Raw genomic sequence first — 21,021 nt, 5'->3', positions numbered from 1 at the left:
GTCGCATCTGCGCGGATGCACCCGTCGCGGCCGCGAGAGCGACTCCGTCGCCTCAGACCGCCGGCGCCGCGTCCCCCGCCGCCGACCCCGCCCCGGCCGCCACCTCGAACGAGGCCCCCGGCAACCGCTTCCGCATCACGTCGATCGCCGACGGGTTGTCGTCCACCAGCACGTACCGCCGCCCGAGCGCATGTGCCACCGCACCCGTGGTCCCGCTGCCCGCGAAGAAGTCGAGGACCCAGTCGCCCTCGCGTGAGGACGCCTGCACGATCCGCCGCAGCACCCCCTCGGGCTTCTGCGTCGGGTAGCCGGTCTTCTCACGGCCGGTCGGCGAGACGATCGTGTGCCACCACACATCGGTGGGCAGCTTGCCGCGCTCGCGCTTCTCAGGGGTGACGAGCCCCGGTGCCATGTACGGCTCGCGGTCGACGGCCTCGGAGTCGAACCAGTACCGTGCCGGGTCCTTCACGTAGACCAGGATCGTGTCGTGCTTCGTGGGCCACCGGGTCTTGGACTTGGCGCCGAAGTCGTAGGCCCAGACGATCTCGTTCAGGAACGATTCGCGGCCGAAGAGCGCGTCGAGCAGCACCTTGGCGTAGTGCGACTCGCGGTAGTCGAGGTGCAGGTACAGCGTGCCGTCGGCGGCGAGCAGGCGCCAGGCCTCGATGAGGCGGGGTTCGAGGAACGACCAGTAGTCCTCGAACCGGTCGTCGAAGCGCATCAGGTCGCCGCGCACCCGCTCGTAGGTCCGGCCGTGGAACCCCATCACGGGGCCGTCGGCCTTCGGCACGGCGGACGTCGCGTGCCGGCGCTGGTACCGGCCGGTGTTGAACGGCGGGTCGAGGTACACCAGCGTGAAGGAGCCGTCCGGGTACGCGGGGACCACATCGAGGGCGTCGCCGAGGACGACGCGGTCCGGGCCTCGGTCGTCTCCCCTGCGCACGGACCCATTGTCGCGCACCGAGCAGGCACGCGGCGCGCGGCGCAGGCCTCCAGCACAGAGCGCACGCCCAGGCCGCGGCGTACGGTCGACTGCATGGCAGCAGCACCCGAGGTCCGCAACGACACCGACAAGCAGCAGTACTCCCTGGTCGAGGACGGCGAGGTCATCGGCTTCGCCGCGTACGAGATCGACGGGGACGAGATCCGCTTCGTGCACACCGAGGTCGATCCCGAGCACCGCGGCGGCGGGCACGCGTCGATCCTGGTGCAGCACGCGCTCGACGACGTGCGTTCCGGGTCGTCGCGACGTGTCGTCGCGCAGTGCAGCTACGTGCACGCGTGGATCGAGCGTCACCCGGACTACCAGGAGCTCACGACCCGCTGACGCGAGCCACGCGCTGACGCGAGCCACGCGCTGACGCGAGCCACGCGCTGAGGCGAGCCAAGCGCTGCCGCGCGTGGAGCGCAGACGGGCGCGAGGCTCGTCCGCTCAGTACGACCGGTCGTGCGTCCCCGCGCGTGCCTCGTGTCGCCCGGCGCTCCGCACCGTCGGCACCCGGATGAGCACGTTGCCGCTGAGCAGGTCGTGGTCATCGTCCGCCGGTGACGGTTCCTGTTCCGGCAGGCGCGCCTGCCGTTCGTACTCGGCTTGCGTCTCGTGCCGGGTCGGTGCGAACACCTCGTCCAGCATCCCGACCATGCCTCCGGATCCGCCGCTCCGCTGAGATTTGTTCGACAGGTCGATCCACCCCAAGCGATCGGCGATCCACACCACGACGGCCACAGCGGCCACCGCCCCCATGAAGATCAACCAGTTCACGGCAGCGACGCTACGTGGGCGGGGCGACGAGCGGATCAGCCGCGCGGGGGATTCCCATCATCCACACGTCTGGTTCATGAGATCGAGGCGCACACTCGAGGCAGCGGCGGCCGGGACGTCCCCCCTCAGCTCCGGCCGCCGCGTCACCGGACACATCGGCGTGCCATGATGACGCCGTGCTCGACGACGCAGACCGGGACCTCATGCGGGCGTTCGCCCGTTACATCGACCACGCGAACGAACTCGCGGGGACTGAGCAACGTGCGGTCCTGACGCCGATCGGCGAACGGGTCCGCGACCACCTGGGTGTCGATCCGCAGTCGATCCCGGTGGTCACCGAGGAGCTCCCCGACCACCGCCTGGTCGACGCGGACATCGCGCTCGAAGCCCTCACCGGCGCGCGCCCGGATGCGCTGATCGGCATCGCGGGCGACGACTCCCGGTTCCACAGCTCCGTCAGCGAGTTCCTCGTGAACCAGCACATGCAGTGGGCACCGGGGCCGGTCAGCTACACCGACCGCGCCACCGGTCCGGACACCACGCGCCGAGTGGTGTCCCTGGGCCTCCGCATGCTCGTCTTCGACGGATCACCTGTGGCGGTCGTCCAGCGTGCGGCCAACCCGGAGTACGGCCGGGCGCGTGCGACCCTCGAGGTCATCGCGGCCGACCAGGACGCCGCCGCGGCGTTCCTGCGGCGCCTCCGCGCACTCATGATCGAGCGCAGTGTCCTCCGCGGCCAGGTCCTGTCGTTCGTGCGCTCCGAGTACGGCGCCGACGCCGGCGCGACGTTCCTGCGGCGCCCCGACATCGCCGCCGACGACGTCGTGCTGGCCGACGGCGTCCTGGACGAGGTGGTCGACCACGTCGTCGGGGTCGGCGACCAGCGCGAGGCGCTCCTCGCTGCCGGGCAGCACCTCAAGCGTGGTGTCCTGCTGTACGGCCCGCCCGGTACCGGCAAGACCCTGACGATCCGACACCTGCTCACCCGGACCGAGGGCGTGACGGCGGTCCTGCTCACCGGTTCGAGCATCGCGGCGATCGGGGCGGCGGCGGAGATCGCGCGGACCTTCCAACCGTCGATCGTCGTGCTCGAGGACATCGACCTGGTCGCGATGGAACGGCACGCGTCGCCGCAACCGCTCTTGTTCGAGGTGCTCGACGCGCTCGACGGCCTGGACGGGGATGCCGACGTCGCCTTCGTCATGACCACGAACCGCGTGTCCGTCCTCGAACGTGCCCTGGCCGACCGGCCCGGACGTGTCGACCTCGCCGTGGAGATCCCCCTGCCGGGTCTGCCGGAGCGCCGGCGGCTGTTCCGTCGGTACGCCGGCGCGCTGCCGTTCTCGGACGAAGCCCTGGCCGGTGCCGCCGAGCGCGCCGAGGGGACGACCGGCTCGTTCGCGAAGGAGCTCATGCGTCGGAGCGTCCTCGGCGCGGCCCTGCGCGGAGCCGAACCGGAGGACGGCGACCTGGTCGCCGCGCTCGACTCGCTCCTGACCGAACGGTCGGCACTCACCCGGAAGCTGCTCGGCGTCCGAGGCGAAGCGGACGACCACGAAGCGGACCACGAATCGGACGACGACGAGGCGGACGACGAAGCGGATGACGACGAGGCTGGCGATCCGGACGACGACGACGACGGCTCCGCCGACACCGGCCGGTGGGTGGCCTACGCCCCGCTCGCCCGCCACAGCTTCCGCCCGGGACCGGTCGACGGCCGGGTCGACCTCACACTGCGGTCCGACGACGAGGACGACGAGCGCTGAGGCTCACGGCACCCGCTCGAGCCACTCCTTCGTCGCGAACTTCGTCCGCACCAGTTCCTGCGCCCGCTCGCGCTCGGCCTCGGTCACGTGTCCCTCGGTCGCCCCGTACAGCCGGGTGAAGGTGCCGATCAACCGTTCGATGATCTCGGCGCGGGACAGCCCGGTCTGTGACCGCAGCGGGTCGACGCGCTTGGCGGCACTGGTGGTGCCCTTGTCGCTCATCTTCTCGCGCCCGATCCGCAGCACCTGCACCATCTTCTCGCCGTCCATGTCGTAGCTCATGGTGGCGTGGTGCAGCAGCGACCCGGTGCCGAGACGCTTCTGAGCGGCCCCGCCGATCTTGCCCTTGGTCGAGGTGATGTCGTTGAGGGGCTGGTAGTACGCCTCGATGCCGAGCGACTTGAGCGCCTCGATCACCCATTCGTCGAGGAACGCGTACGAGTCGGCGAAGGTCATGCCCTGCACCAGGTCGGACGGCACGTAGAGCGAGTACGAGATGACCGCACCGGCGTCCATGAACATCGCGCCGCCGCCGGAGATGCGTCGGACCACCTGCACGCCGTACTTCTCGGCGCCGGCCGGGTCGACCTCGTTCTTCAGCGACTGGAACGAGCCGATCACGACGGCCGGCTGGTCCCACTCCCAGATGCGCAGCGTGGGACCGCGACGGCCGGCACCGACCTCTTCGGTCAGCACCTGGTCGAGCGCCAGGTGCTCGTTCGGGCTGATCGGCCCCTCGTGCACGATCTGCCAGTCGTGGTCGCGCCAGGTCGAGGCCCGCGAGAGCGCACGGCGCACCGCGACACCGACGGACTCGGGCGTGAAGCCGAGCAGCACCGCATCGGTCGGCAGTGCGGCCCGCACGGCTGCGGCGATGCCCGCGGCGTCGGTGGTGACGGGGAGCCCGTCCACGGCCGCGTCGATGAGCGGCAGCGCGTCGTCGGGTTCCAGGAAGAAGTCACCCGCCAGGCGGAACTGCTGGATCGTGCCGTCGACGGCCTCGAGGTCGACGACGACCAGCTTGCCTCCGGGGACCTTGTACTCACCGTGCATGCCGCAACCCTATTCCGGACGGCCGACGGCCCGGCAGTGGGCCTGCCTGGTGACGGCCTGGAGGCGCGTGGCGGCGCCGCCACGGGCCTCCAGTCTGCCGCCGGTCGCGTCGCAGGACGCGGCGAGCGCCGTCAGCGCGCCGTCACCCGGTCGAGCCACGCGACCAGGTCGCCGATGACCTCTGCGCGGTTCGTCTCGTTGTAGACCTCGTGGCGTGCTCCCTCGTACACCTGCACGGTCACGTCGGACAGTCGGCCGCGTCGGCGGTAGGCCTGCGCCAAGCGCTCGATCGAGCGCGGACCCCCGAGGGTGTCGTCGGAGCCGACCTGCAGCAGCATCGGGAGGTCGTGCGGGATCCCCCGTCGCGGCACACCGAGCAGCCGGAGGGTGTCGGCGAGCCCGAACAGCCCGATGACGTCGGCCTCGACCGCCAGGGGGTCGACCGCCATCGCGTCGATGACCTTCCGGTCGCGGGTGAGCCACTCGTACTTGGTGGGCCCCGAGCCCGCGTGCCGGGCGTTGAGATCGCCGCTGTTCATCCAGCCGGGCAGCCGGTAGGCGCTCGCGGACAGGACGACGCCGTCGTAGCGGTCCGACGAGGTGTTCACGATCCGCTGTGCCATGAGCGACCCCCACGAGTGCCCGAGCAGCACGAGCGGCAGCCCGGGTTCGTCGGCCCGCGCGACCGCGCTCATCTGCTCCACTGCGGCGATCGCCGCGCGCAGCCCGCCGGGGCCGAGCCGACCGAGTTTGGCGTGGTCGCCGTCCCACTGGGCAAGGCCCGTGCGACCGTGCCCGCGGTGGTCGTTGGCGTGCACGGTGTAGCCGGCGCGCACCAGGTCCTGCGCGAGCGGTTCGTACCGGAGCCCGTGCTCGCCGACCCCGTGCGCGATCTGCACGACACCCTTCGGCCGCGCCGCACGCCAGGTCGAGTAGACGATCTCGACGCCGTGCGCGTCGGTGAACGAGGCGTCGCCGCGAGCGGCGGAGAAGGTGGGCACACTCGCATCCTTTCAGACACTGCCATCCTCGCAGACGCGCTGCGTCCCGGACCTGTTCACCCGGCGTTCACGCAGGGGGTTCGAGGTGTGGCCTAGCGTCCTGCGCATGGACGTCATCGTCATCGTCACGCTCGTGATCGTCGTGGCCCTCGTGTTCGACTTCACGAACGGCTTCCACGACACCGCGAACGCCATGGCCACCTCGGTCGCTACCGGCGCGCTCAAGCCCCGGACGGCGGTGATCATCTCCGCCGTGCTCAACGTGGTCGGCGCGTTCCTGTCCACCGAGGTCGCCAAGACCGTCTCGCAGGGGATCATCCGCGAGGGGCAGGACGGCATCCACATCTCCCCCACGATGATCTTCGCGGGGCTGGTCGGCGCGGTGCTCTGGAACCTGGCGACCTGGTACGTCGGGCTGCCGTCGTCCTCCACGCACGCGCTGTTCGGCGGCCTCATCGGTGCCTCGATCATCGGCGCCGGGCTCAACTCGATCAGCTGGGCGACGGTGGTGTCGAAGGTCGTGCTGCCGGCGCTCCTCTCCCCGCTCATCGCCGCGGTGATCGCGCTGGTCGCGACCTACCTGGCCTACGTGCTCACGAAGAACGCGACGACCCACGGTGCGGCGACCGGCTTCCGGCACGGGCAGACGATCTCGGCGTCGCTGGTGTCGCTCGCGCACGGTACGAACGACGCGCAGAAGACGATGGGCGTCATCACGCTGACACTCATCGCCGCGAACTACCAGGCCGCGGGCACCGGTCCGGCGCTCTGGGTGATCCTGGCCTGCGGACTCGCGATCGGCCTCGGAACCTACATGGGCGGCTGGCGCATCATGCAGACCGTCGGCAAGAAGATCTCCGACGTGCAGTCGCCGCAGGGCTTCGCCGCCGAGACGAGTTCCGCCGCGACGATCCTCATCTCCTCGCACCTGGGCTTCGCGCTCTCGACGACCCACGTGACGAGCGGCGCGGTCGTCGGGTCGGGTCTCGGCAAGAAGCTCGCCGACGTGCACTGGTCGGTCGTCGGACGCATCGTCGCGGCCTGGGTCATCACGCTGCCCGCCGCCGCGGTGGTCGGAGCCCTCGCGACCTGGCTCGCGTCGACCTCGGCGTTCGGGCTGGTGCTCGTCGCGGTCCTCGCCCTGGCTGCTGGGCTCACCTTCTACGTGCTGGCGAAGCGCAAGCCGGTCTCGCACGAGGACATCACCGCCGACGCAGCCGGGCCGGCCGAACAGCCCGAGCCGCAGCCCACCGGCGCAGCGAACTGAGGGGAACGACGATGGACATCGACTTCACCGCGATCGGCACGGTCGCCGGCGTCGGCTTCGTGGCCGCCGTGGGCCTGGTGCTCGTGTACACGCTCGGCCTGCGGCTGCTCGGCACCGGGCAGCCGGACGACGCCGGCGGCGAGCGCACGCAGTACTCCGACGAGAGTCCCCGCTCCGGGCACACCCCGCCGGCGGCACTGGCCGGTGCCGTGCTGTGCTTCGCGCTGTGCATCGCCGCCGTGCTGGCGGGCATCTGGCTCACGATCCCCCAGTTCCACTGAGGACGTTCCTTCCCAGAACACCCGCGATGACCGGTGGAACCGGGCGTACCTGGTCAGAACCCCCGACCAGGTACGCCCGATCCGACCAGGGACGCCCCGCCCCGCGCCAGCACCACCTGGGATGATCGAGCGGTGACCAGCCGCCGCCTCGACGCCACGGTCGACTCCGCCGTCGACGTCTTCACCGCCGAACGCCAGCCGGTCCTGACCGTGGAACCGGGCGACACGGTGACCGTCCGTACCCTCAGCGCCGCGGGCTACACGGAACGCCAGCCGGGCCCGGGCCTCGACGCCCCGACCCTGATCGACCCGCGCCGGGGGCACTGCCTGGTCGGGCCGATCGCCGTCGCAGGAGCGCGTCCGGGGATGGTCCTGGCCGTGCGCTTCGACGAGCTGGTCCCCGACGACTGGGGGTACACGGCCTCGGGCGGGGTCGACTCCCCCGTCAACCGCGCGCTCGGCCTGACCGACCCGGGGTCGCGCGGCCCGCTGCTCTGGGACATCGATGCCGCCGCTGGCGTCGCCGTGAACCAGCTCGGCCTCGGGGTCCGGACGGCACCGTTCCTCGGCGTCGTCGGGGTCCCGCCCGAGGCCACCGGCGAGCACTCGACGATCCCGCCCCGCACGGTCGGCGGCGGCAACGTCGACTGCCGTGAGCTGATCGCCGGCTCGACCCTGTACCTGCCCGTCACGGTGCCGGACGCTCTGCTCCAGGTCGGCGACGGGCACGCGGCCCAGGGCGACGGCGAGGTCTCCGGCACGGCGGTCGAGTGCGGCATGACGACGACGATGACCCTGACGCTCCTCGATGTTGCCCCGGTCGAGGGCGTGCACGCCGACACCCCCGCGGGACGCATCACCTTCGGCTTCGACGCCGACCTGAACGTCGCCACCGCCACGGCGCTCGACCACATGGTCGGCTGGATCGCCGGGCTGCACGGGATCGGCCGCGCCCAGGCGCTCGCGATGGCGAGCGTCGCGGTGAGCATGCGCATCACGCAGGTCGCGAACCGCACCTGGGGCGTGCACGCCCTGCTCCCGCACGGCGCGATCCTGACGGACGCACGGCGCTGAAGGCCGGGAGGCCCGCCCAGCGGCGAGCCGACCGGCGCACGCTGGGCGGGCCTCCCGTCCGACGTTCCTTCCCATCGCACCCGCGCTGGACAGCGGGAACGGGCCTACCTGGTCGGGAGAACCGACCAGGGACGCCCGTTTCGACCAGGGACGCCCGAGCAGGTACGCCCGAGAACCAGTTCGTTCGCTGAACTAATGAGCTAGGCTAACGACCGATGACCGACGCCACCGACCTCCGCATCGCGGTGAACCGGCTGTCCCGCACGCTCCGTGCTCAGAAGGCCGACTCGAGCGTCACCGACGCGCAGTTCTCCGCCCTCGCCCGCCTGCACCGCGACGGCGCCATGACCCTGGCCGACCTCAGCCGGCAGGACGGCGTGACCCCACCTTCGATGACCAAGACCATCGCGGTGCTGGTCGACCGGGGGCTGGTGTCGAAGGACGGGCACGGCGACGACCGCCGCAAGGTGCTGCTCGGTGCGACGCCCGCCGGAGCCGCCTTCGTCGAGGAGACCCGACGTCGTCGCGACGGCTGGCTCACCCCGCGACTCGCAGCACTCACCGCCGACGAGCGGACCACCCTCGCCGACGCCACCGAGATCATGAGGAGGCTGGCCCAGCAGTGACCGCCATGTTCCGCTCCCTCGCCGGACGCAACTACCGCATCTGGTTCGCCGGGGCCCTGGTGTCGAACGTCGGCACCTGGATGCAACGCACCGCCCAGGACTGGATCGTGCTGACCCAGCTCTCCGACAACAACGCCGTCGCGGTGGGCATCACGATGGCCCTGCAGTTCGGCCCGCAGCTGCTGCTCCTGCCCCTCACCGGCCTCGCCGCCGACCGGTTCGACCGCCGGAAGATGCTCATGCTCACCCAGGGCCTGATGGGGCTGCTCGGGCTGGGGCTCGGCGTCATGGTCCTCACGCACACCGCCACCCTGCTCGCGCTGTACGGCTTCGCACTGGCGCTCGGCATCGTCGCCGCGTTCGACGCCCCGATCCGGCAGGCCTTCGTCTCCGACGTCGTGCAGGGCGAGGACGTCTCGAACGCCGTCGCCCTGAACTCCGCGTCGTTCAACGCCGCACGCCTGATCGGCCCCGCGGTCGCCGGTGTGCTCATCGCGGCGATCGGCTCCGGCTGGGTGTTCGTCATCAACGCCGGGTCGTTCCTGGCCGTCCTCGTCGCGCTCCGCTTCGTCGATCCCGCACAGCTCGCCGAACGGGTCCGAGCCGGCCGTGGGAAGGGACAGATCGTCGCCGGCTTCCGGTACGTCCGCACCCGGCCGGACATCGTCGTGGTGCTCTGCATGATCTTCGTCGTCGGCACGTTCGGCGTGAACTTCCCGATCTTCACCTCGACCATGGCGCGGGTCGAGTTCCACCAGGGCGCCGGCGAGTTCGGGCTGCTCAACTCGGTGATGGCGGTCGGCTCGGTGCTCGGCGCGCTGCTGTCCGCCCGCCGGGACAAGCCGCGGATGCGCACCCTCGTGCTCGCCGCCGGCGGGTTCGGGCTCGCGTGCACCGCCGCCGCCCTCGCACCGACGTACTGGACCTTCGCGATCGTGCTGATGTTCGTCGGGCTCGCGTCGCTGACCTTCATGACGACCGCGAACGCCCTGGTGCAGACCACGACGAAGCCCGCGATGCGCGGCCGCGTGATGGCCCTGTACATGGCGATCTTCGCGGGCGGCACCCCCATCGGCGCCCCGCTCGTCGGTGCCGTCGCCGACGCCTTCGGGCCCCGCTGGGCGATCGTGGTGGGCGCGGCATCGGGCTTCGTGGCGCTCGCGATCGCAGTCGTGTGGCTCGTCCGGTACCAGCGGGTCCGGTTGCGCTACGACGCCGACTCGCGGCTGCACCTGGCGATCACGCACGCCGTGCCGGTGGTCGGCTCGCGTGCCGCGCTCCGCCGCGAGCTGGAACGCGACGAGACGCTCGCCGACCGCTCCAGCGCCGTCTGACGGACCGGCTGACGACCTGCGCGTCGGCCAGCGATCCGCGACGCCACCGACCGTCGGACGGGAGGCCCGTGCCGGCGCCGCCACGGGCCTCCCGTCCGACACGTCCCACGTCCACGGCCGCGGTCGCGGTCGCGGTCGCGACGCACTGACTGGCCCCGTTCCGTCGCGCGCGCCCGGTCGGGTCAGAGCACGGGCGCGGACGACGCGAACACGCGCTCGTCGAGTGCCGCGGCGACGCGGTCGGCCGCCGCCGCCAGGCGTTCCCCGACGTCCCCCGCCACGGCGAGCGCGGACTCCTCGGGGATCGCGTCGAGCAGCGCGCGGACCTCGTCGAACGCGGCGACCTCGTCCGCGACGCAGGACGGGGCGACGTCGGCCAGGCACTCGGCCGCACGGTGCACCGTGAAGCGCAAGGACCGCGGGCTGTGCGCGTCGAGGAGCAGGAAGGCTGCGGCGTCGGACGGCACCGGCGCGTGGTCACGGCCGCGCAGGAACGCCTCGCCCGCGCCGCACGCCCGGAGCGCCGCCGTCCACGAGGTGACCGAGTCCGGTTCGAGCAACCGGGACGCCAGGAGCCGTGCCGTGGAGGCGCAGCGGGTCAGCGACCGACCGAGGGTGAAGAACTCCCACACCTCGTCCCGGCTGGCATCCCCCTCGACGACCCCGATGGCCAGGGCACTGCGCTCCCGCACCCAGCCCAGGAACTCGTGCGCGCGGTCGGGGGCGATCTTCCGGGGCATCCGCGACCGCGTGACGTCGAGGCAGTCCCAGAGCTCGCTCGAGACGACCTCGCGGGCACGGCGTGCGTGGTCGCGGGCGACGGCGACCGCGGCGGCGATGGACGCGGGTTCGTGCCGGTCGAGTGCCAGGGCGTCGACGGTGGCGGCGCGGTCCGGGTCGTTCGCCGGGCCCGTGGTGCCGATGATGCTGCGGAGCTCGGTGGACACGAGCCGGTCGTCGTCCAGGGTGCCTGGTTCCCGGCGGGCGACGTAGACGTCGAGCAACCGTGCGACGACGTCGGTGCGCTCCACCGCGCTCCCCACGTGGAAGACGTTCCCCGCGAGGCGGCTCAGCACGGCTGCTCCTGCATGTCGAGAACCTAACGAGCCGGCGTTGCCGGGGTGTTACGGAACCGCGTCACGGGTGTTGCAGGTGTCCCCTCTCCGCGCTCGCTAGACAATCTAACTAGAGCGTCTAGCATTGGTGCATGACGTCCGAGGTGATGACCAGCACCGCGGGGTACTGGTACGAGGACTCCGCGGTCTCCGCCGTGGACGTCCTCAACGCCCTGCGGCGGTACCGGACGGCCGAGAGCGCAGCGCAGCGCCGTGCGCGTGAAGCACTCGGGATCGGCGAGAACGCGCTGCTGGCGATCCGGTTCCTGATCGACGCCGAGCACGACGGCCGCACCGTCAACGCGAAGGACCTCGCCGAACGGCTCGAGATCACCGCGGCGTCGACGTCAGCGCTCGTCGACCGGCTCGTCCGCAGCGGTCACGTCGAACGGCACGCCGACCCGAACGACCGCCGCGGCGTGATCCTCACCGCCACCGGCAGCTCGATGCGGCACGCGCTGCGCGTCATCGAGGAGCTCGACGCCCGCGCGCTCGAGGTCACCGAGCACCTGCCGAGCAACGAGATGGCCGTCGTCGTGGACTTCCTCGACGAGATGGTCCGCGTCGTGGACGAGCTCGACGTCACGCCCGACCACTCCCGTCGCGCGTAGCCTGGACCGCATGGACCCTCGTGGCGAGCACCACCCCGAGGACGACATGCCGTTCGCCGAGCTCGACTCGCGCGCCCGTGCCGACGCCGCACTCCGGCGGATCCAGGCCGGCTCCGATCCGGCACGCGAAGCCTTCGACCTCGCCAACACCATGAACGACGAGGCCGTGGGGCGGCTCACGAAGCGTGTGCGGCAGTTGTTCCGGCGGGGTTGATCCGGCGGGGTTGATCCTCGCCGGCTGACCGATCGGTCGTTCCACCTGCGCGCGTCTGTGCCTCAGAACGCGGTGCCGACCGCGGCGATGTCGTCACCCCCGTGCCCGGCCGCACTGGCGTCGGCGTACACGCGCCCGAGCGCCTCGAGCAGCGTCGTCGACACCCCTGCGGTCCGGGCGGCTTCGGTGATGAGTCCGATGTCCTTCCGCAGCCCGTCGAGAGCGAACTGCGCGGGGAACTCCCGAGCGATCATCGCGGCGCCCTTGGTGTGGGCGTAGGCGGAGTCGCTCGCGCTGCCCTCGATGGCCTGCAGGAAGAGCGCGGGGTCGAGGCCCAGGGCAGCCGCCAGGGCCAGGGACTGCCCGGTCGCCGCGGTGATCGAGGCGATCCAGGCGTTCGCGGCGAGCTTGAGCGCGGTGCCGTCGCCCACGTGGTCGCCAGCGCGGACGGTCTTCGCACCGATCGCGTCGAGCACGGGGTCGACACGGTCGAGCAGGTCCGCCGGGCCGGCCGCGAGCATCGTCAGCTTGCCCTGCTCGGCGGGGGCCTTCGTGCCGAGCATCATCGCCTCGACCAGGGTGATGCCGTACTTCTCCCCCAGCTGCACGACCGTCGCGGTGCCGTCGACCCCGATCGTCGAGGCCTGCACCCACACGGCGTCGGTCGGGGCCTCACCGGCGGCCTGCTCGAGGACGTCGACGACGGCATCGGTGTCGAACAGGGTGAGCAGGACGACCTCGGCGTGCTCGACGGCACTGCCCGGGTCGGTCGCCACCGTCGCGCCGTGGGCACCGAGGGGTGCGGCCTTGTCGGCGCTCCGGTTCCAGACCGTGACCTCGTGGCCCTCGCGCAGCAGCGATCCCGCCACGCCGGCACCCATCGCACCCGTCCCCAACACCGTCACTCGCACGCGCGTCTCCGTCCTGGCGCGACACCGTGCCGCGACCGTCCCGACGCTACGCCCGACGCCGTCAGAGGAGCCCGCGAGCCTGCAGCCAGGCGGCGGGGTCGATCGGGATGCCGGCCACGATGACCTCGAAGTGCAGGTGGGCGCCGGTCGAGACACCCGTGTTGCCGACGGCCCCGAGGCGGTCGCCCGCGCCGAGGACCTGGCCGGGTCGGACGTCGATCGCCGACAGGTGCCCGTACCGGGTCGCCGTGCCGTCGGCGTGCTGCAGGAGGACCTGGTTGCCGTAGCCGCCGAGGGCCCCCGCGGAGACGACCCGGCCGGGCAGTGCGGCGACGACCGGGGTGCCGATGGGCGCGGCGAAGTCGACACCCTGGTGGTTCGACGAGCAGGCCGCGCAACCGGCGACCCAGCGGGGGCCGAAGCCGCCCGCGTCCGGGACCGAACCGATCGTGGGACGGACGGCACCCCCGGTGGGGTCCGGTCCACCCGGCACCCGGAGCGCCGCGGCAGCACGGCCGACCGAGAAGTCGTCGCGGTCGGCCGCCGGACCAGGGGCGCCGTCGGCGACGAAGTGCTGCGTGCCGACCACCGCCGACGTCGCTGCCGACGGGGCCGGAGCGGCGACGGCGATCTGCGGCGAGCCGACCGCCACGAACAAGCACGTGACGGCGGTCACCGCCCCGGCGGGCAGGGTCCGTCGGGCGCGGACCCGGATGGACACGAGGCCGCGAAGACGACGGGCAGGAACAGCGGTCGGGGCGGGCTGGGTGTCCTGGGTTCTTCGGGTGTTCTGGGTTCTTCGGGTGGAAGCCGGGGTGACGGGAGGGGACACCGCCACCCCGGCGGCTCGGAGGGTGCCCCGGTGGGCACCGTGTCGTGCACGGCGCCGTGGGGACACCGTCGGTCGGGCTGCGGCGCGACGCTCGGCACCGCGGGGACGACCCGGCAGGCCGTCGTCGAGGGTCGTCATCGCGCGGGGGCCGACCCGGTCAGACGCGGACGACGTCGTCGCGGGCGATGCGGTCCAGCTCGCACACGACGGCGTCGACGACCGCACGGGTGATCGCGTCGGCGACGGTCTCGACCAGGACGAGGTGCTCAGGGCGGATCGTGACCTCGGTCACCAGGGCCGACGCCACTCGCACCGGGATCTCGTCGATCGCGGCGACGAGTGCCGCCGGGACCAGGGTGGAGTCACCCGGACGGACGGGCGCGGACATCGGCGAGGTCGGCACCGGGGTCACGACGGCGCGCGCCGGTACAGGAGTGGTGGACGGGACGTCGGCCTGATCGCGACGCTGGGCGATGGAGTCGAAGAGCGGGGTGGAGGACATGCTGCGGACGGTCCGATCTGATCTCGTGGCTGGTCGTTCTCGGGCGACCGGCGATGGGGACGTGCCGAGCGGCACGTCCCCATTCAACCATCGATATTTCAGATGTGCAATAGTGACCGGACAGTCGAGTGCTCAGTCGGGATCGACGGCGGCCGCGGTCGGGTCGTCGGGCTGCAGCGCTCGTCGCACCCGCTCGACTATTGTCGCGGGCGGGTTGTTGTAGGCGTTCGCCGGTTCCTGGCCGCTGAGCTCCTGGATCGCCGCCATCACCGCATCGGTCGCGTGACGCCGGGCACGACCGGACGATGCCTCGCCGAAGGACGACAGGTCGATCGGTCGGCCGAACTCGATCGTCACCCGGGCGAGCTTCGGCAACCGTGACCCGACCGGCTGCACGTCCTCGGTGCCACGCAGCGCGACGGGCACCACCGGGGCACCGCTCGTCAACGCCAGCCACGCGACCCCCGTGCGGCCCTTGTAGATCCGGCCGTCGAGCGACCGCGTGCCCTCGGGGTAGATCGCGAACGCCTCGCCCTCCTGCAGCCGTGCGAGACCGAGGTCGAGGGCCTGCTGGGCCGCTGCACCCGCACCGCGCTCCACCCCGATGGCGCCGATGCCACCGAAGAACGCCCGGGACACCGCTCCCTTGAGGCCGGGCCCCGTGAAGTACTCCTGCTTCGCCAGGAACGACACCTTGCGCGGCGCCATCAACGTGATCGCCGGCGAGTCGATGAAGGAGCGGTGGTTGCTCGCCAGGATCACCGCACCGCGCTTCGGGACGTTCCGACGACCGATGATCTTCGGGCGCCACAGCATCCGGGCGAGCGGGGTCACGACCGCACGGCTGAGCACGGTGGCGAACTTCGTCGAACCGGACACCGGACCTCCTCGTGGTGACGAGCTACCGAGTGTAATGAGGCGCACGGCAGGCACATGCCCGGAACGGCATGCAGTGGCGGAAAGGGCTCAGTCGGCCGCGGCGACGACGTCGAGGACCGCGCGCCCGTACCGTTCGAGCTTCGCCGCACCGACTCCGGAGATCTCGCCGAGCTGGTCGACGTCGGCCGGTCGGACCGCGGAGATGCCCCGGAGTGTCGCGTCGTTGAACACCACGTACGCGGGGACGCCCTGCTCGCGGGCCTGGGCTGCACGCCAGGCACGCAGGGCCTCGAACAGGCCGACGGCTTCCTGCGGCATGTCGGTGACGACCGTTCGTCGACTGCTGCGGCCGGCCCGCGGCGCCTTGACCGGGTCGCGACGCATCCGCACCTGCACCTTGCCCGTCAGGACCTCGGCGCTCGTGGGACTGAGGACGACCGTGCCGAAGCCGTCGCCCGACACCGCCGCGTAGCCCTGGGCCAGCACCTGCCGTGCGACGGCACGCCACTCGCCCTCGGACAGGTCTGCACCGATGCCGAAGGTCGCCAGGGTGTCGTGCTGGAGTTCCTGCACGCGGGGCGACCGCTTGCCGATCAGGATGTCGACGAGGTGCGAGACGCCGTACCGCTGGCGGCGCTCACGCTCGAGCCGCACGACGGTGGACAGCAGCTTCTGCGCGGGGACGGTGCCGTCCCACGACTCCGGCGGCGCGATGCACGTGTCGCAGTTGCCGCACGCCGTGCTCTCCTGCCCGAAGTACGCGAGCAGCCGCACCCGGCGGCACTCGATCGTCTCGCACAGGCTGAGCATGGCGTCGAGGTGGGCGCTGAGCTGCCGGCGGTGTGCGGCGTCGCCCTCGGACTGGTCGATCATCCGCCGCTGCTGCACGACGTCGTTCAGGCCGTACGCGAGCCACGCGGTGGCCGGCAGCCCGTCACGACCCGCACGGCCGGTCTCCTGGTAATAGCCCTCGACCGACTTCGGCAGGTCGAGGTGCGCCACGAACCGGACGTCGGGCTTGTCGATGCCCATGCCGAACGCGATCGTCGCCACCATGACGACGCCGTCCTCGCGCAGGAACGTCGACTGGTTGCGGGCGCGCACCCGGGCGTCGAGGCCCGCGTGGTACGGCAGGGCGTTGATCCCCTGCTCGGCCAGGGCGGTCGCGGTGCGCTCCACCGAGTTGCGGGACAGGCAGTACACGATGCCGGCGTCGCCGCTGTGCTCGGTGCGGATGAAGGTAAGCAGCTGCTGCAGCGCGCCGGTCTTCGGTTCGATGCGGTACTGGATGTTCGGCCGGTCGAAGTCGGCGACGAAGTGTGCCGCGTCGTCGAGGCCGAGCCGTGCGGAGATCTCGCGGTGGGTCTGCGGCGTCGCGGTGGCGGTCAGGGCGATGCGCGGCACCGTCGGCCACCGCTCGTGCAGGACGCTCAGCTCGAGGTAGTCCGGGCGGAAGTCGTGCCCCCACTGGGCGACGCAGTGTGCTTCGTCGATGGCGAACAGCGACACGCGCGCGCGGTCGAGGAGCGCTCGGGTGGACTCGAGCCGGAGCCGCTCGGGGGCCAGGTAGAGCATGTCGACCTCGCCCTGCACCACGGCACGCTCGACCCGGGACCGTTCGTCGGGGCCCTGCGTGGAGTTGAGGAACGCGGCCCGGACGCCGTTGGCCGCCAGGGCGTCGACCTGGTCCTGCATCAGGGCGATCAGCGGCGACACCACGACCCCGACGCCGTCGCGGACGAGCGAGGGCACCTGGTAGCAGAGGGACTTGCCGCCACCGGTCGGCATGAGCACGAGGGCGTCGCCACCGGTCACCACCTGGTCGATGATGGCGGCCTGCTCGCCGCGGAAGTCGTCGTAGCCCCACACGCGGTGCAGCACGTCGAGCGCAGCGGCACGGGGTGCGGAACCGGCAGCGGGAGCAGGCACGGCAGCGGGCGCGGGCGTGGTGCTCATGCCACGAGCCTACGGGCGACCGGCGACACCCACCGCACTGTCCACAGCACCGTCCGTGCCGGACTCGCCACGGTGGTCGGTACCGGCCACGTCGTCGGAGCGGGCCGGCGTGGTCGCCCAGCCCGTGCCTCCAGGCCGGGTCCAGCGGACGCCGCCCGCCCAGGCCGGGGCCACACCGCGGAACCGCGGCGCCTGCTGCCCGGCGAACCGGCGGTCCAGTCCACGCCACCACGCCAGGAACTCGACCATGGCCCAGAACGCGAGCGACGTGACGAGCGTGGTGAGCGTGCCCTGCCAGGTGCCGTTCGCGTCGGACGAGGTCAGGTCGATCGCCGACCAGCCCGGCGCCTGCAGCACGAAGATCATGATGTTGTTGCAGGCGTGCTGCAGGACCGTGGCCTCGAGCCCGCCGGTCCGCAGGACGATGATCGCCGCGATCAGGCCGAACGAGCCGACGTCGAGGATGCCCCAGACGTTGTAGCCGTTCGGGATGTGCAGCAGCGCGAACACGACCGTCGAGACCGCCACGGCGATGACCGTGCCGACACGACGCGGGATCCACGACGCGATCGTCTGCATGAGGAAGCCGCGGAAGATGTACTCCTCGGCGGCGCCCTGGAACGGGACGAGCAGGACGACGAGCACGATCGTCAGGGTGAGGGTGCCGAGCGAGACCGTCGACTGCCCGATGGCGTCGTGGTTCCAGGCGAAGCCGCCGTCGGTCGTGATCATCCCGCCGTCCCAGAACAGACCGGTCTGCAGGACGAACATCGCCGCGGCGATGACGAGCGTCGGCAGCAGGCACCATGCCGTCCAGGCCCACCGGACCCGGAACCGGGTCGACGACAGGATGCCGGCCGGTCCGATCCGCGCGATCTTCACCGCGAGCAGGATGCCCGGCAGCAGGACCACGAGCGAGACGAGCGACATCGAGAGCACGACCGGGTCGGTGGGGTCGAGCTCACCGCTCGCCAGGTCGTTCTGCAACTGGATCAGACCGTCGGCGCCCTGTGCGCGGAGGATCGGCACGAAGTACGCGACCGCGATGACGATCTGCGACACGACGTACCACCCCACCAGGAACGCGAGGGCGACGAGTGGCCGCCACCACCTCCACCGTCCGTCGATCCGGGGCAGGCGCTGGTAGGGAACACTCACGTCCCGCAGGCTACCGGGCCAGGCAGGATGGGAGCCGTGCTCACTGTCCTGTTCGGTCTGTCCGGCGCGGTCGTCTACGGCTTCGCCGACTTCCTGGGCGGACTCGCCTCGCGCCGGGTCCGCCCGGTCGTCGTCACGGCGGTGGCCGCCGCGATCGGGATCCTCCCGCTGCTCGTCGGGCTGGTCGTCGTCGGAGGCGTGTTCTCGTGGCCGGCCGTGGCCTGGGGTGCGGTCGCGGGGCTCTCCGGCGGCGTCGGCGTGCTCCTGCTGTACGCGGCACTCGCGATCGGGCCGATGAGCGTGCTCTCCCCCGTCACCGCCGTCTTCGCGGCCGTCGTGCCGGTGCTCGTCGCGGTGCTGCGCGGCACGGTGCTGTCGCCCGTGGCCACCGGCGCGCTCGTGGTCGCGGTCGTCGCGGTGGTCCTGGTCGCGGTGGTGCGGGACGCCTCGGGCGCGCGACTGACCGCCCGCGGGGTGGTCGCCGCCGCCGTCGCCGGGTGCGGCTTCGGCGGGATCGTGCTGGCCTACGACATGACGCCGTCCGACTCGGGCGTCGCACCCCTCGTGGTCGCGCGGGTGCTGCAGGCGGTGCTGCTGGGTGCGGCGGCGCTCGTCGTCGTGCTCCGGACGGTCGTCGTGCCGCCGCCGGGAGGCCCGGTGCCCGCTCCGACGTCGGCCCGCCCCGACGGGGCTGCCGCGGCCCCCGGGCGTCGGCCGGGTCGCGCATGGGGTCCACGGCTGCTCGTCACCGTGGCCGCCTGCGGCGTCTTCGACGCGATGGCGAACGTGTTCATCCAAGCCGGGCTGCACAGCAGCGACGACCCGGCGACCCTGCCCGTCGTGAGCGTGCTGAACGCGCTCTACCCGATCGGCACGGTGGTGCTGGCCGGAGTGGTGCTGCGGGAGCGGTTGACCGCGCAGCAGTGGATCGGCATCGTGCTGGCGTTCGTCGCGTCGGTGGCGCTGGCGCTGGCGTAGCGCGCGGGTCGCGCCGGGGCCGGGCGGGCCGGGCACGGTGCCGAGTCGTTCGAACCGTGCGAGGTTGACCGCCCGGTGCGGACTTGCAGCACCGCACCGAGCCGCCAACGCCGCACCGGATGAGCGAACCCGCACGGTGCGACGGGCGTGAGCGGTCAGACGTCGGGGATCAGGCGCTTGCCGAGCGAGACCGTGCGGTCGTCCGTGTAGCCGAGGGACGCGTAGAACCCGAGCACCTGCTCGTTGCCGGCACGCACCTGCAGGTTCAGCTTCGGGCAGCCGAGGTCGGTCAGGAGCCGCTCGAACTCGGCCATCAGGGTGCGACCGAGGCCGGAGCCCTGCAGGTCCGGGCGCACGGCGAGGTAGTTCACCCAGCCGCGGTGCCCGTCGAAGCCCGCCATGCCCGCAGCGACGACGCCGGCGTCGGTGCGGGGCTCGGGCTCGGGCTCGGCGACCAGGAAGAGTTCGGGCTGGACGGTCAGCTTGCGGGCGATGTCGCGGCGTGGGTCGTTCCAGGGTCGGACGAGCCCGCACGATTCCCACAGGGCGACGACCGCGTCGGTGTCCTCGGTGCGGAAGGGGCGGATCCGGTACTCCATGGGCCCCACGTTAACGGGGGTGGGGAGAAGGTCGTCACCGACCTGTCGCCGTGATCTGATAGACCTGTCCGACCACCCAGCCGATCAGGAGCCCCGTGACCGCAAACGACACCCTCCCGACGCGCCGCAGCGCACGGGACGACGCAGCCGGTTCGCGGTCCCGGCGATCCCCCCGCAGACGGCAGACGGTGGGCGGCGCGATCGTGTCGCTCATCGCCGAGTTGCTCATCATCGCGGGCGCCGGAACCGGCCTGTACGTCGTGTGGACAGCCTGGTGGACCGACGTGGTCGCCGTGAACGAGCAGACGAAGCTCGTGCAGGGCCTCGACCAGGTCAAGACCCCCAAGGTCGAGGGCACCGAGCACCGGGGCACCGCTCCCGTGCTCGCCGAGCCCCCGGCGTTGTCGGACGTGTTCGGGACGATGCAGATCCCCCGGTTCGGCAAGGACTACAACCGGCCGATCGGCGAGGGCACCGATCGTGAGAAGGTCCTCAACACCATCGGACTCGGGCACTACCAGGACACCGCGATGCCCGGCGCTCCCGGCAACTTCGCCGTCGCCGGACACCGTGTCACCTACGGCAAGCCCCTGAACCAGATCGCGGAGCTCAAGAAGGGCGACTCGGTCGTGGTCCGGGTCACCGACGCGAAGAAGAAGTTCGACGTCTGGTACGTCTACAAGGTCACCGACAGCCAGATCGTCACGCCCGACAAGATCGAGACGATCGCGCCGGTGCCGAACAAGCCGGGTGTGGAACCGACCGCCCAGGACCGCTGGCTCACGCTGACCGCCTGCCACCCGATGTGGTCCGCGGCCGAACGGTTCGTGACGCACGCGAAGCTCGACTACTGGATGCCCGCTTCCGAGGGCACCCCGAAGGAACTCTCGGAGACCGTCAAGTGATCTTCCCCCTGGTCTGGCGGCTGCTGCCCGGCCCCACCGCCCTGAAGGTGCTCGAGCTGCTCGTGCTCCTCGTCGCCATCGTCTTCGTGCTGTTCCAGTGGGTGTTCCCCTGGATCGCGGCCGACATCCTGCCGCCGCCGGACGGCACGGTGGAGTCGACGCCGACGCCGACCCCGTAGACCGCGTCGGACCAGACG

The 21,021-nt window shown here is 71.8% G+C and carries 24 protein-coding genes; 12 read left to right on the top strand and 12 right to left on the bottom strand.

Annotation, left to right across the window (positions count from 1 at the left end; all coding sequences use genetic code 11):
* Positions 1-52 precede the first annotated feature (52 nt).
* The gene (locus tag QRN30_RS01580; RefSeq protein WP_284760185.1) at positions 53-943 is read right to left on the bottom strand and encodes a DNA-methyltransferase; all 891 of its coding nucleotides are present in this window, start codon (positions 941-943) and stop codon (positions 53-55) included.
* Between the two features lie 93 nt (positions 944-1,036).
* On the opposite strand from QRN30_RS01580, the gene QRN30_RS01575 reads away from it, so the two are divergent.
* A complete protein-coding gene (locus QRN30_RS01575; protein WP_017886185.1) occupies positions 1,037-1,327 on the top strand; it encodes a GNAT family N-acetyltransferase in 291 nt (96 codons plus the stop codon).
* A 105-nt stretch (positions 1,328-1,432) separates the two neighbouring features.
* Here QRN30_RS01575 and QRN30_RS01570 read toward each other — a convergent pair whose 3' ends face one another.
* Complete coding sequence (locus QRN30_RS01570; RefSeq protein WP_284760182.1) at positions 1,433-1,762, bottom strand: hypothetical protein; 330 nt, start codon at positions 1,760-1,762, stop codon at positions 1,433-1,435.
* A gap of 176 nt (positions 1,763-1,938) precedes the next feature.
* On the opposite strand from QRN30_RS01570, the gene QRN30_RS01565 reads away from it, so the two are divergent.
* Positions 1,939-3,528 (top strand): AAA family ATPase, encoded by a 1,590-nt coding sequence (locus tag QRN30_RS01565; protein ID WP_284760180.1) that lies wholly within the window; start codon positions 1,939-1,941, stop codon positions 3,526-3,528.
* A 3-nt stretch (positions 3,529-3,531) separates the two neighbouring features.
* On the opposite strand, the gene lplAB is transcribed toward QRN30_RS01565, so the two are convergent.
* Both lplAB and QRN30_RS01555 read right to left on the bottom strand, forming a co-directional pair.
* Positions 3,532-4,581, bottom strand: a complete 1,050-nt coding sequence (gene lplAB / locus QRN30_RS01560; protein WP_284760179.1) for a lipoate-protein ligase LplAB — start codon at positions 4,579-4,581, stop codon at positions 3,532-3,534.
* Between the two features lie 131 nt (positions 4,582-4,712).
* Positions 4,713-5,582 (bottom strand): alpha/beta hydrolase, encoded by an 870-nt coding sequence (locus QRN30_RS01555; RefSeq protein WP_214519082.1) that lies wholly within the window; start codon positions 5,580-5,582, stop codon positions 4,713-4,715.
* Between the two features lie 106 nt (positions 5,583-5,688).
* On the opposite strand from QRN30_RS01555, the gene QRN30_RS01550 reads away from it, so the two are divergent.
* From QRN30_RS01550 to QRN30_RS01530, 5 genes are all read left to right on the top strand, one after another.
* Positions 5,689-6,849, top strand: a complete 1,161-nt coding sequence (locus QRN30_RS01550; RefSeq protein ID WP_284760177.1) for an inorganic phosphate transporter — start codon at positions 5,689-5,691, stop codon at positions 6,847-6,849.
* 11 nt (positions 6,850-6,860) lie between these two features.
* Positions 6,861-7,130, top strand: a complete 270-nt coding sequence (locus tag QRN30_RS01545) for a hypothetical protein (RefSeq protein ID WP_017886192.1) — start codon at positions 6,861-6,863, stop codon at positions 7,128-7,130.
* Positions 7,131-7,262: 132 nt separating this feature from the next.
* Positions 7,263-8,204 carry an acetamidase/formamidase family protein gene (locus QRN30_RS01540; protein ID WP_284760175.1) on the top strand — a complete coding sequence of 314 codons (942 nt, stop codon included), beginning with the start codon at positions 7,263-7,265 and terminating at the stop codon, positions 8,202-8,204.
* A gap of 215 nt (positions 8,205-8,419) precedes the next feature.
* Positions 8,420-8,830, top strand: a complete 411-nt coding sequence (locus QRN30_RS01535; RefSeq protein WP_017886194.1) for a MarR family winged helix-turn-helix transcriptional regulator — start codon at positions 8,420-8,422, stop codon at positions 8,828-8,830.
* Entirely contained in the window at positions 8,827-10,164 is a 1,338-nt protein-coding gene (locus QRN30_RS01530) for an MFS transporter (RefSeq protein WP_042537826.1), read from the top strand. Before QRN30_RS01535 ends, QRN30_RS01530 begins: the two co-directional genes overlap by 4 nt.
* A 182-nt stretch (positions 10,165-10,346) precedes the next feature.
* Here QRN30_RS01530 and QRN30_RS01525 read toward each other — a convergent pair whose 3' ends face one another.
* Positions 10,347-11,240, bottom strand: coding sequence for an alpha-E domain-containing protein (locus tag QRN30_RS01525; RefSeq protein ID WP_071251536.1), 894 nt, complete (start codon positions 11,238-11,240; stop codon positions 10,347-10,349).
* Positions 11,241-11,371: 131 nt separating this feature from the next.
* Between QRN30_RS01525 and QRN30_RS01520 the strand changes: the two genes are divergently transcribed.
* Both QRN30_RS01520 and QRN30_RS01515 read left to right on the top strand, forming a co-directional pair.
* On the top strand, positions 11,372-11,890 hold the full coding sequence (locus tag QRN30_RS01520) for a MarR family winged helix-turn-helix transcriptional regulator (RefSeq protein WP_082509457.1): 519 nt from the start codon (positions 11,372-11,374) through the stop codon (positions 11,888-11,890).
* A gap of 10 nt (positions 11,891-11,900) precedes the next feature.
* Positions 11,901-12,104 (top strand): hypothetical protein, encoded by a 204-nt coding sequence (locus QRN30_RS01515; protein ID WP_214532673.1) that lies wholly within the window; start codon positions 11,901-11,903, stop codon positions 12,102-12,104.
* A gap of 62 nt (positions 12,105-12,166) precedes the next feature.
* Here the strand turns inward: QRN30_RS01515 and QRN30_RS01510 are convergent, their stop codons facing one another.
* The 6 genes from QRN30_RS01510 to QRN30_RS01485 form a co-directional block, all read right to left on the bottom strand.
* Positions 12,167-13,003, bottom strand: a complete 837-nt coding sequence (locus tag QRN30_RS01510) for an NAD(P)-dependent oxidoreductase (RefSeq protein ID WP_042537922.1) — start codon at positions 13,001-13,003, stop codon at positions 12,167-12,169.
* Between the two features lie 73 nt (positions 13,004-13,076).
* Entirely contained in the window at positions 13,077-13,736 is a 660-nt protein-coding gene (locus QRN30_RS01505) for a M23 family metallopeptidase (RefSeq protein WP_284760170.1), read from the bottom strand.
* A 268-nt stretch (positions 13,737-14,004) separates the two neighbouring features.
* A complete protein-coding gene (locus tag QRN30_RS01500) occupies positions 14,005-14,349 on the bottom strand; it encodes a hypothetical protein (protein ID WP_284760169.1) in 345 nt (114 codons plus the stop codon).
* A 132-nt stretch (positions 14,350-14,481) separates the two neighbouring features.
* Positions 14,482-15,228, bottom strand: coding sequence for a lysophospholipid acyltransferase family protein (locus QRN30_RS01495; RefSeq protein ID WP_284760168.1), 747 nt, complete (start codon positions 15,226-15,228; stop codon positions 14,482-14,484).
* A gap of 87 nt (positions 15,229-15,315) precedes the next feature.
* Positions 15,316-17,184: a DNA helicase RecQ gene (recQ, locus tag QRN30_RS01490; protein ID WP_284760167.1), complete on the bottom strand. Its 1,869-nt coding sequence runs from the start codon at positions 17,182-17,184 to the stop codon at positions 15,316-15,318.
* Between the two features lie 9 nt (positions 17,185-17,193).
* Positions 17,194-18,342 carry a CPBP family intramembrane glutamic endopeptidase gene (locus QRN30_RS01485; RefSeq protein ID WP_284760166.1) on the bottom strand — a complete coding sequence of 383 codons (1,149 nt, stop codon included), beginning with the start codon at positions 18,340-18,342 and terminating at the stop codon, positions 17,194-17,196.
* Between the two features lie 36 nt (positions 18,343-18,378).
* Between QRN30_RS01485 and QRN30_RS01480 the strand changes: the two genes are divergently transcribed.
* Entirely contained in the window at positions 18,379-19,320 is a 942-nt protein-coding gene (locus tag QRN30_RS01480; RefSeq protein ID WP_056069290.1) for an EamA family transporter, read from the top strand.
* Positions 19,321-19,475: 155 nt separating this feature from the next.
* On the opposite strand, the gene QRN30_RS01475 is transcribed toward QRN30_RS01480, so the two are convergent.
* On the bottom strand, positions 19,476-19,919 hold the full coding sequence (locus tag QRN30_RS01475) for a GNAT family acetyltransferase (protein WP_259551794.1): 444 nt from the start codon (positions 19,917-19,919) through the stop codon (positions 19,476-19,478).
* A gap of 188 nt (positions 19,920-20,107) precedes the next feature.
* Here QRN30_RS01475 and QRN30_RS01470 point away from each other — a divergent pair, with 188 nt between their 5' ends.
* Both QRN30_RS01470 and QRN30_RS01465 read left to right on the top strand, forming a co-directional pair.
* Entirely contained in the window at positions 20,108-20,824 is a 717-nt protein-coding gene (locus QRN30_RS01470; RefSeq protein WP_017886208.1) for a class E sortase, read from the top strand.
* A complete protein-coding gene (locus tag QRN30_RS01465) occupies positions 20,821-21,003 on the top strand; it encodes a hypothetical protein (RefSeq protein WP_017886209.1) in 183 nt (60 codons plus the stop codon). Before QRN30_RS01470 ends, QRN30_RS01465 begins: the two co-directional genes overlap by 4 nt.
* Positions 21,004-21,021: the final 18 nt, after the last annotated feature.

The organism is Curtobacterium sp. MEB011 (assembly GCF_030209655.1).
GTDB classification, from domain to species: Bacteria; Actinomycetota; Actinomycetes; order Actinomycetales; family Microbacteriaceae; genus Curtobacterium; species Curtobacterium poinsettiae.
The sequence above is the reverse complement of the archived record's forward strand: the minus strand, read 5'-3'. Positions and strand labels throughout refer to the sequence as shown.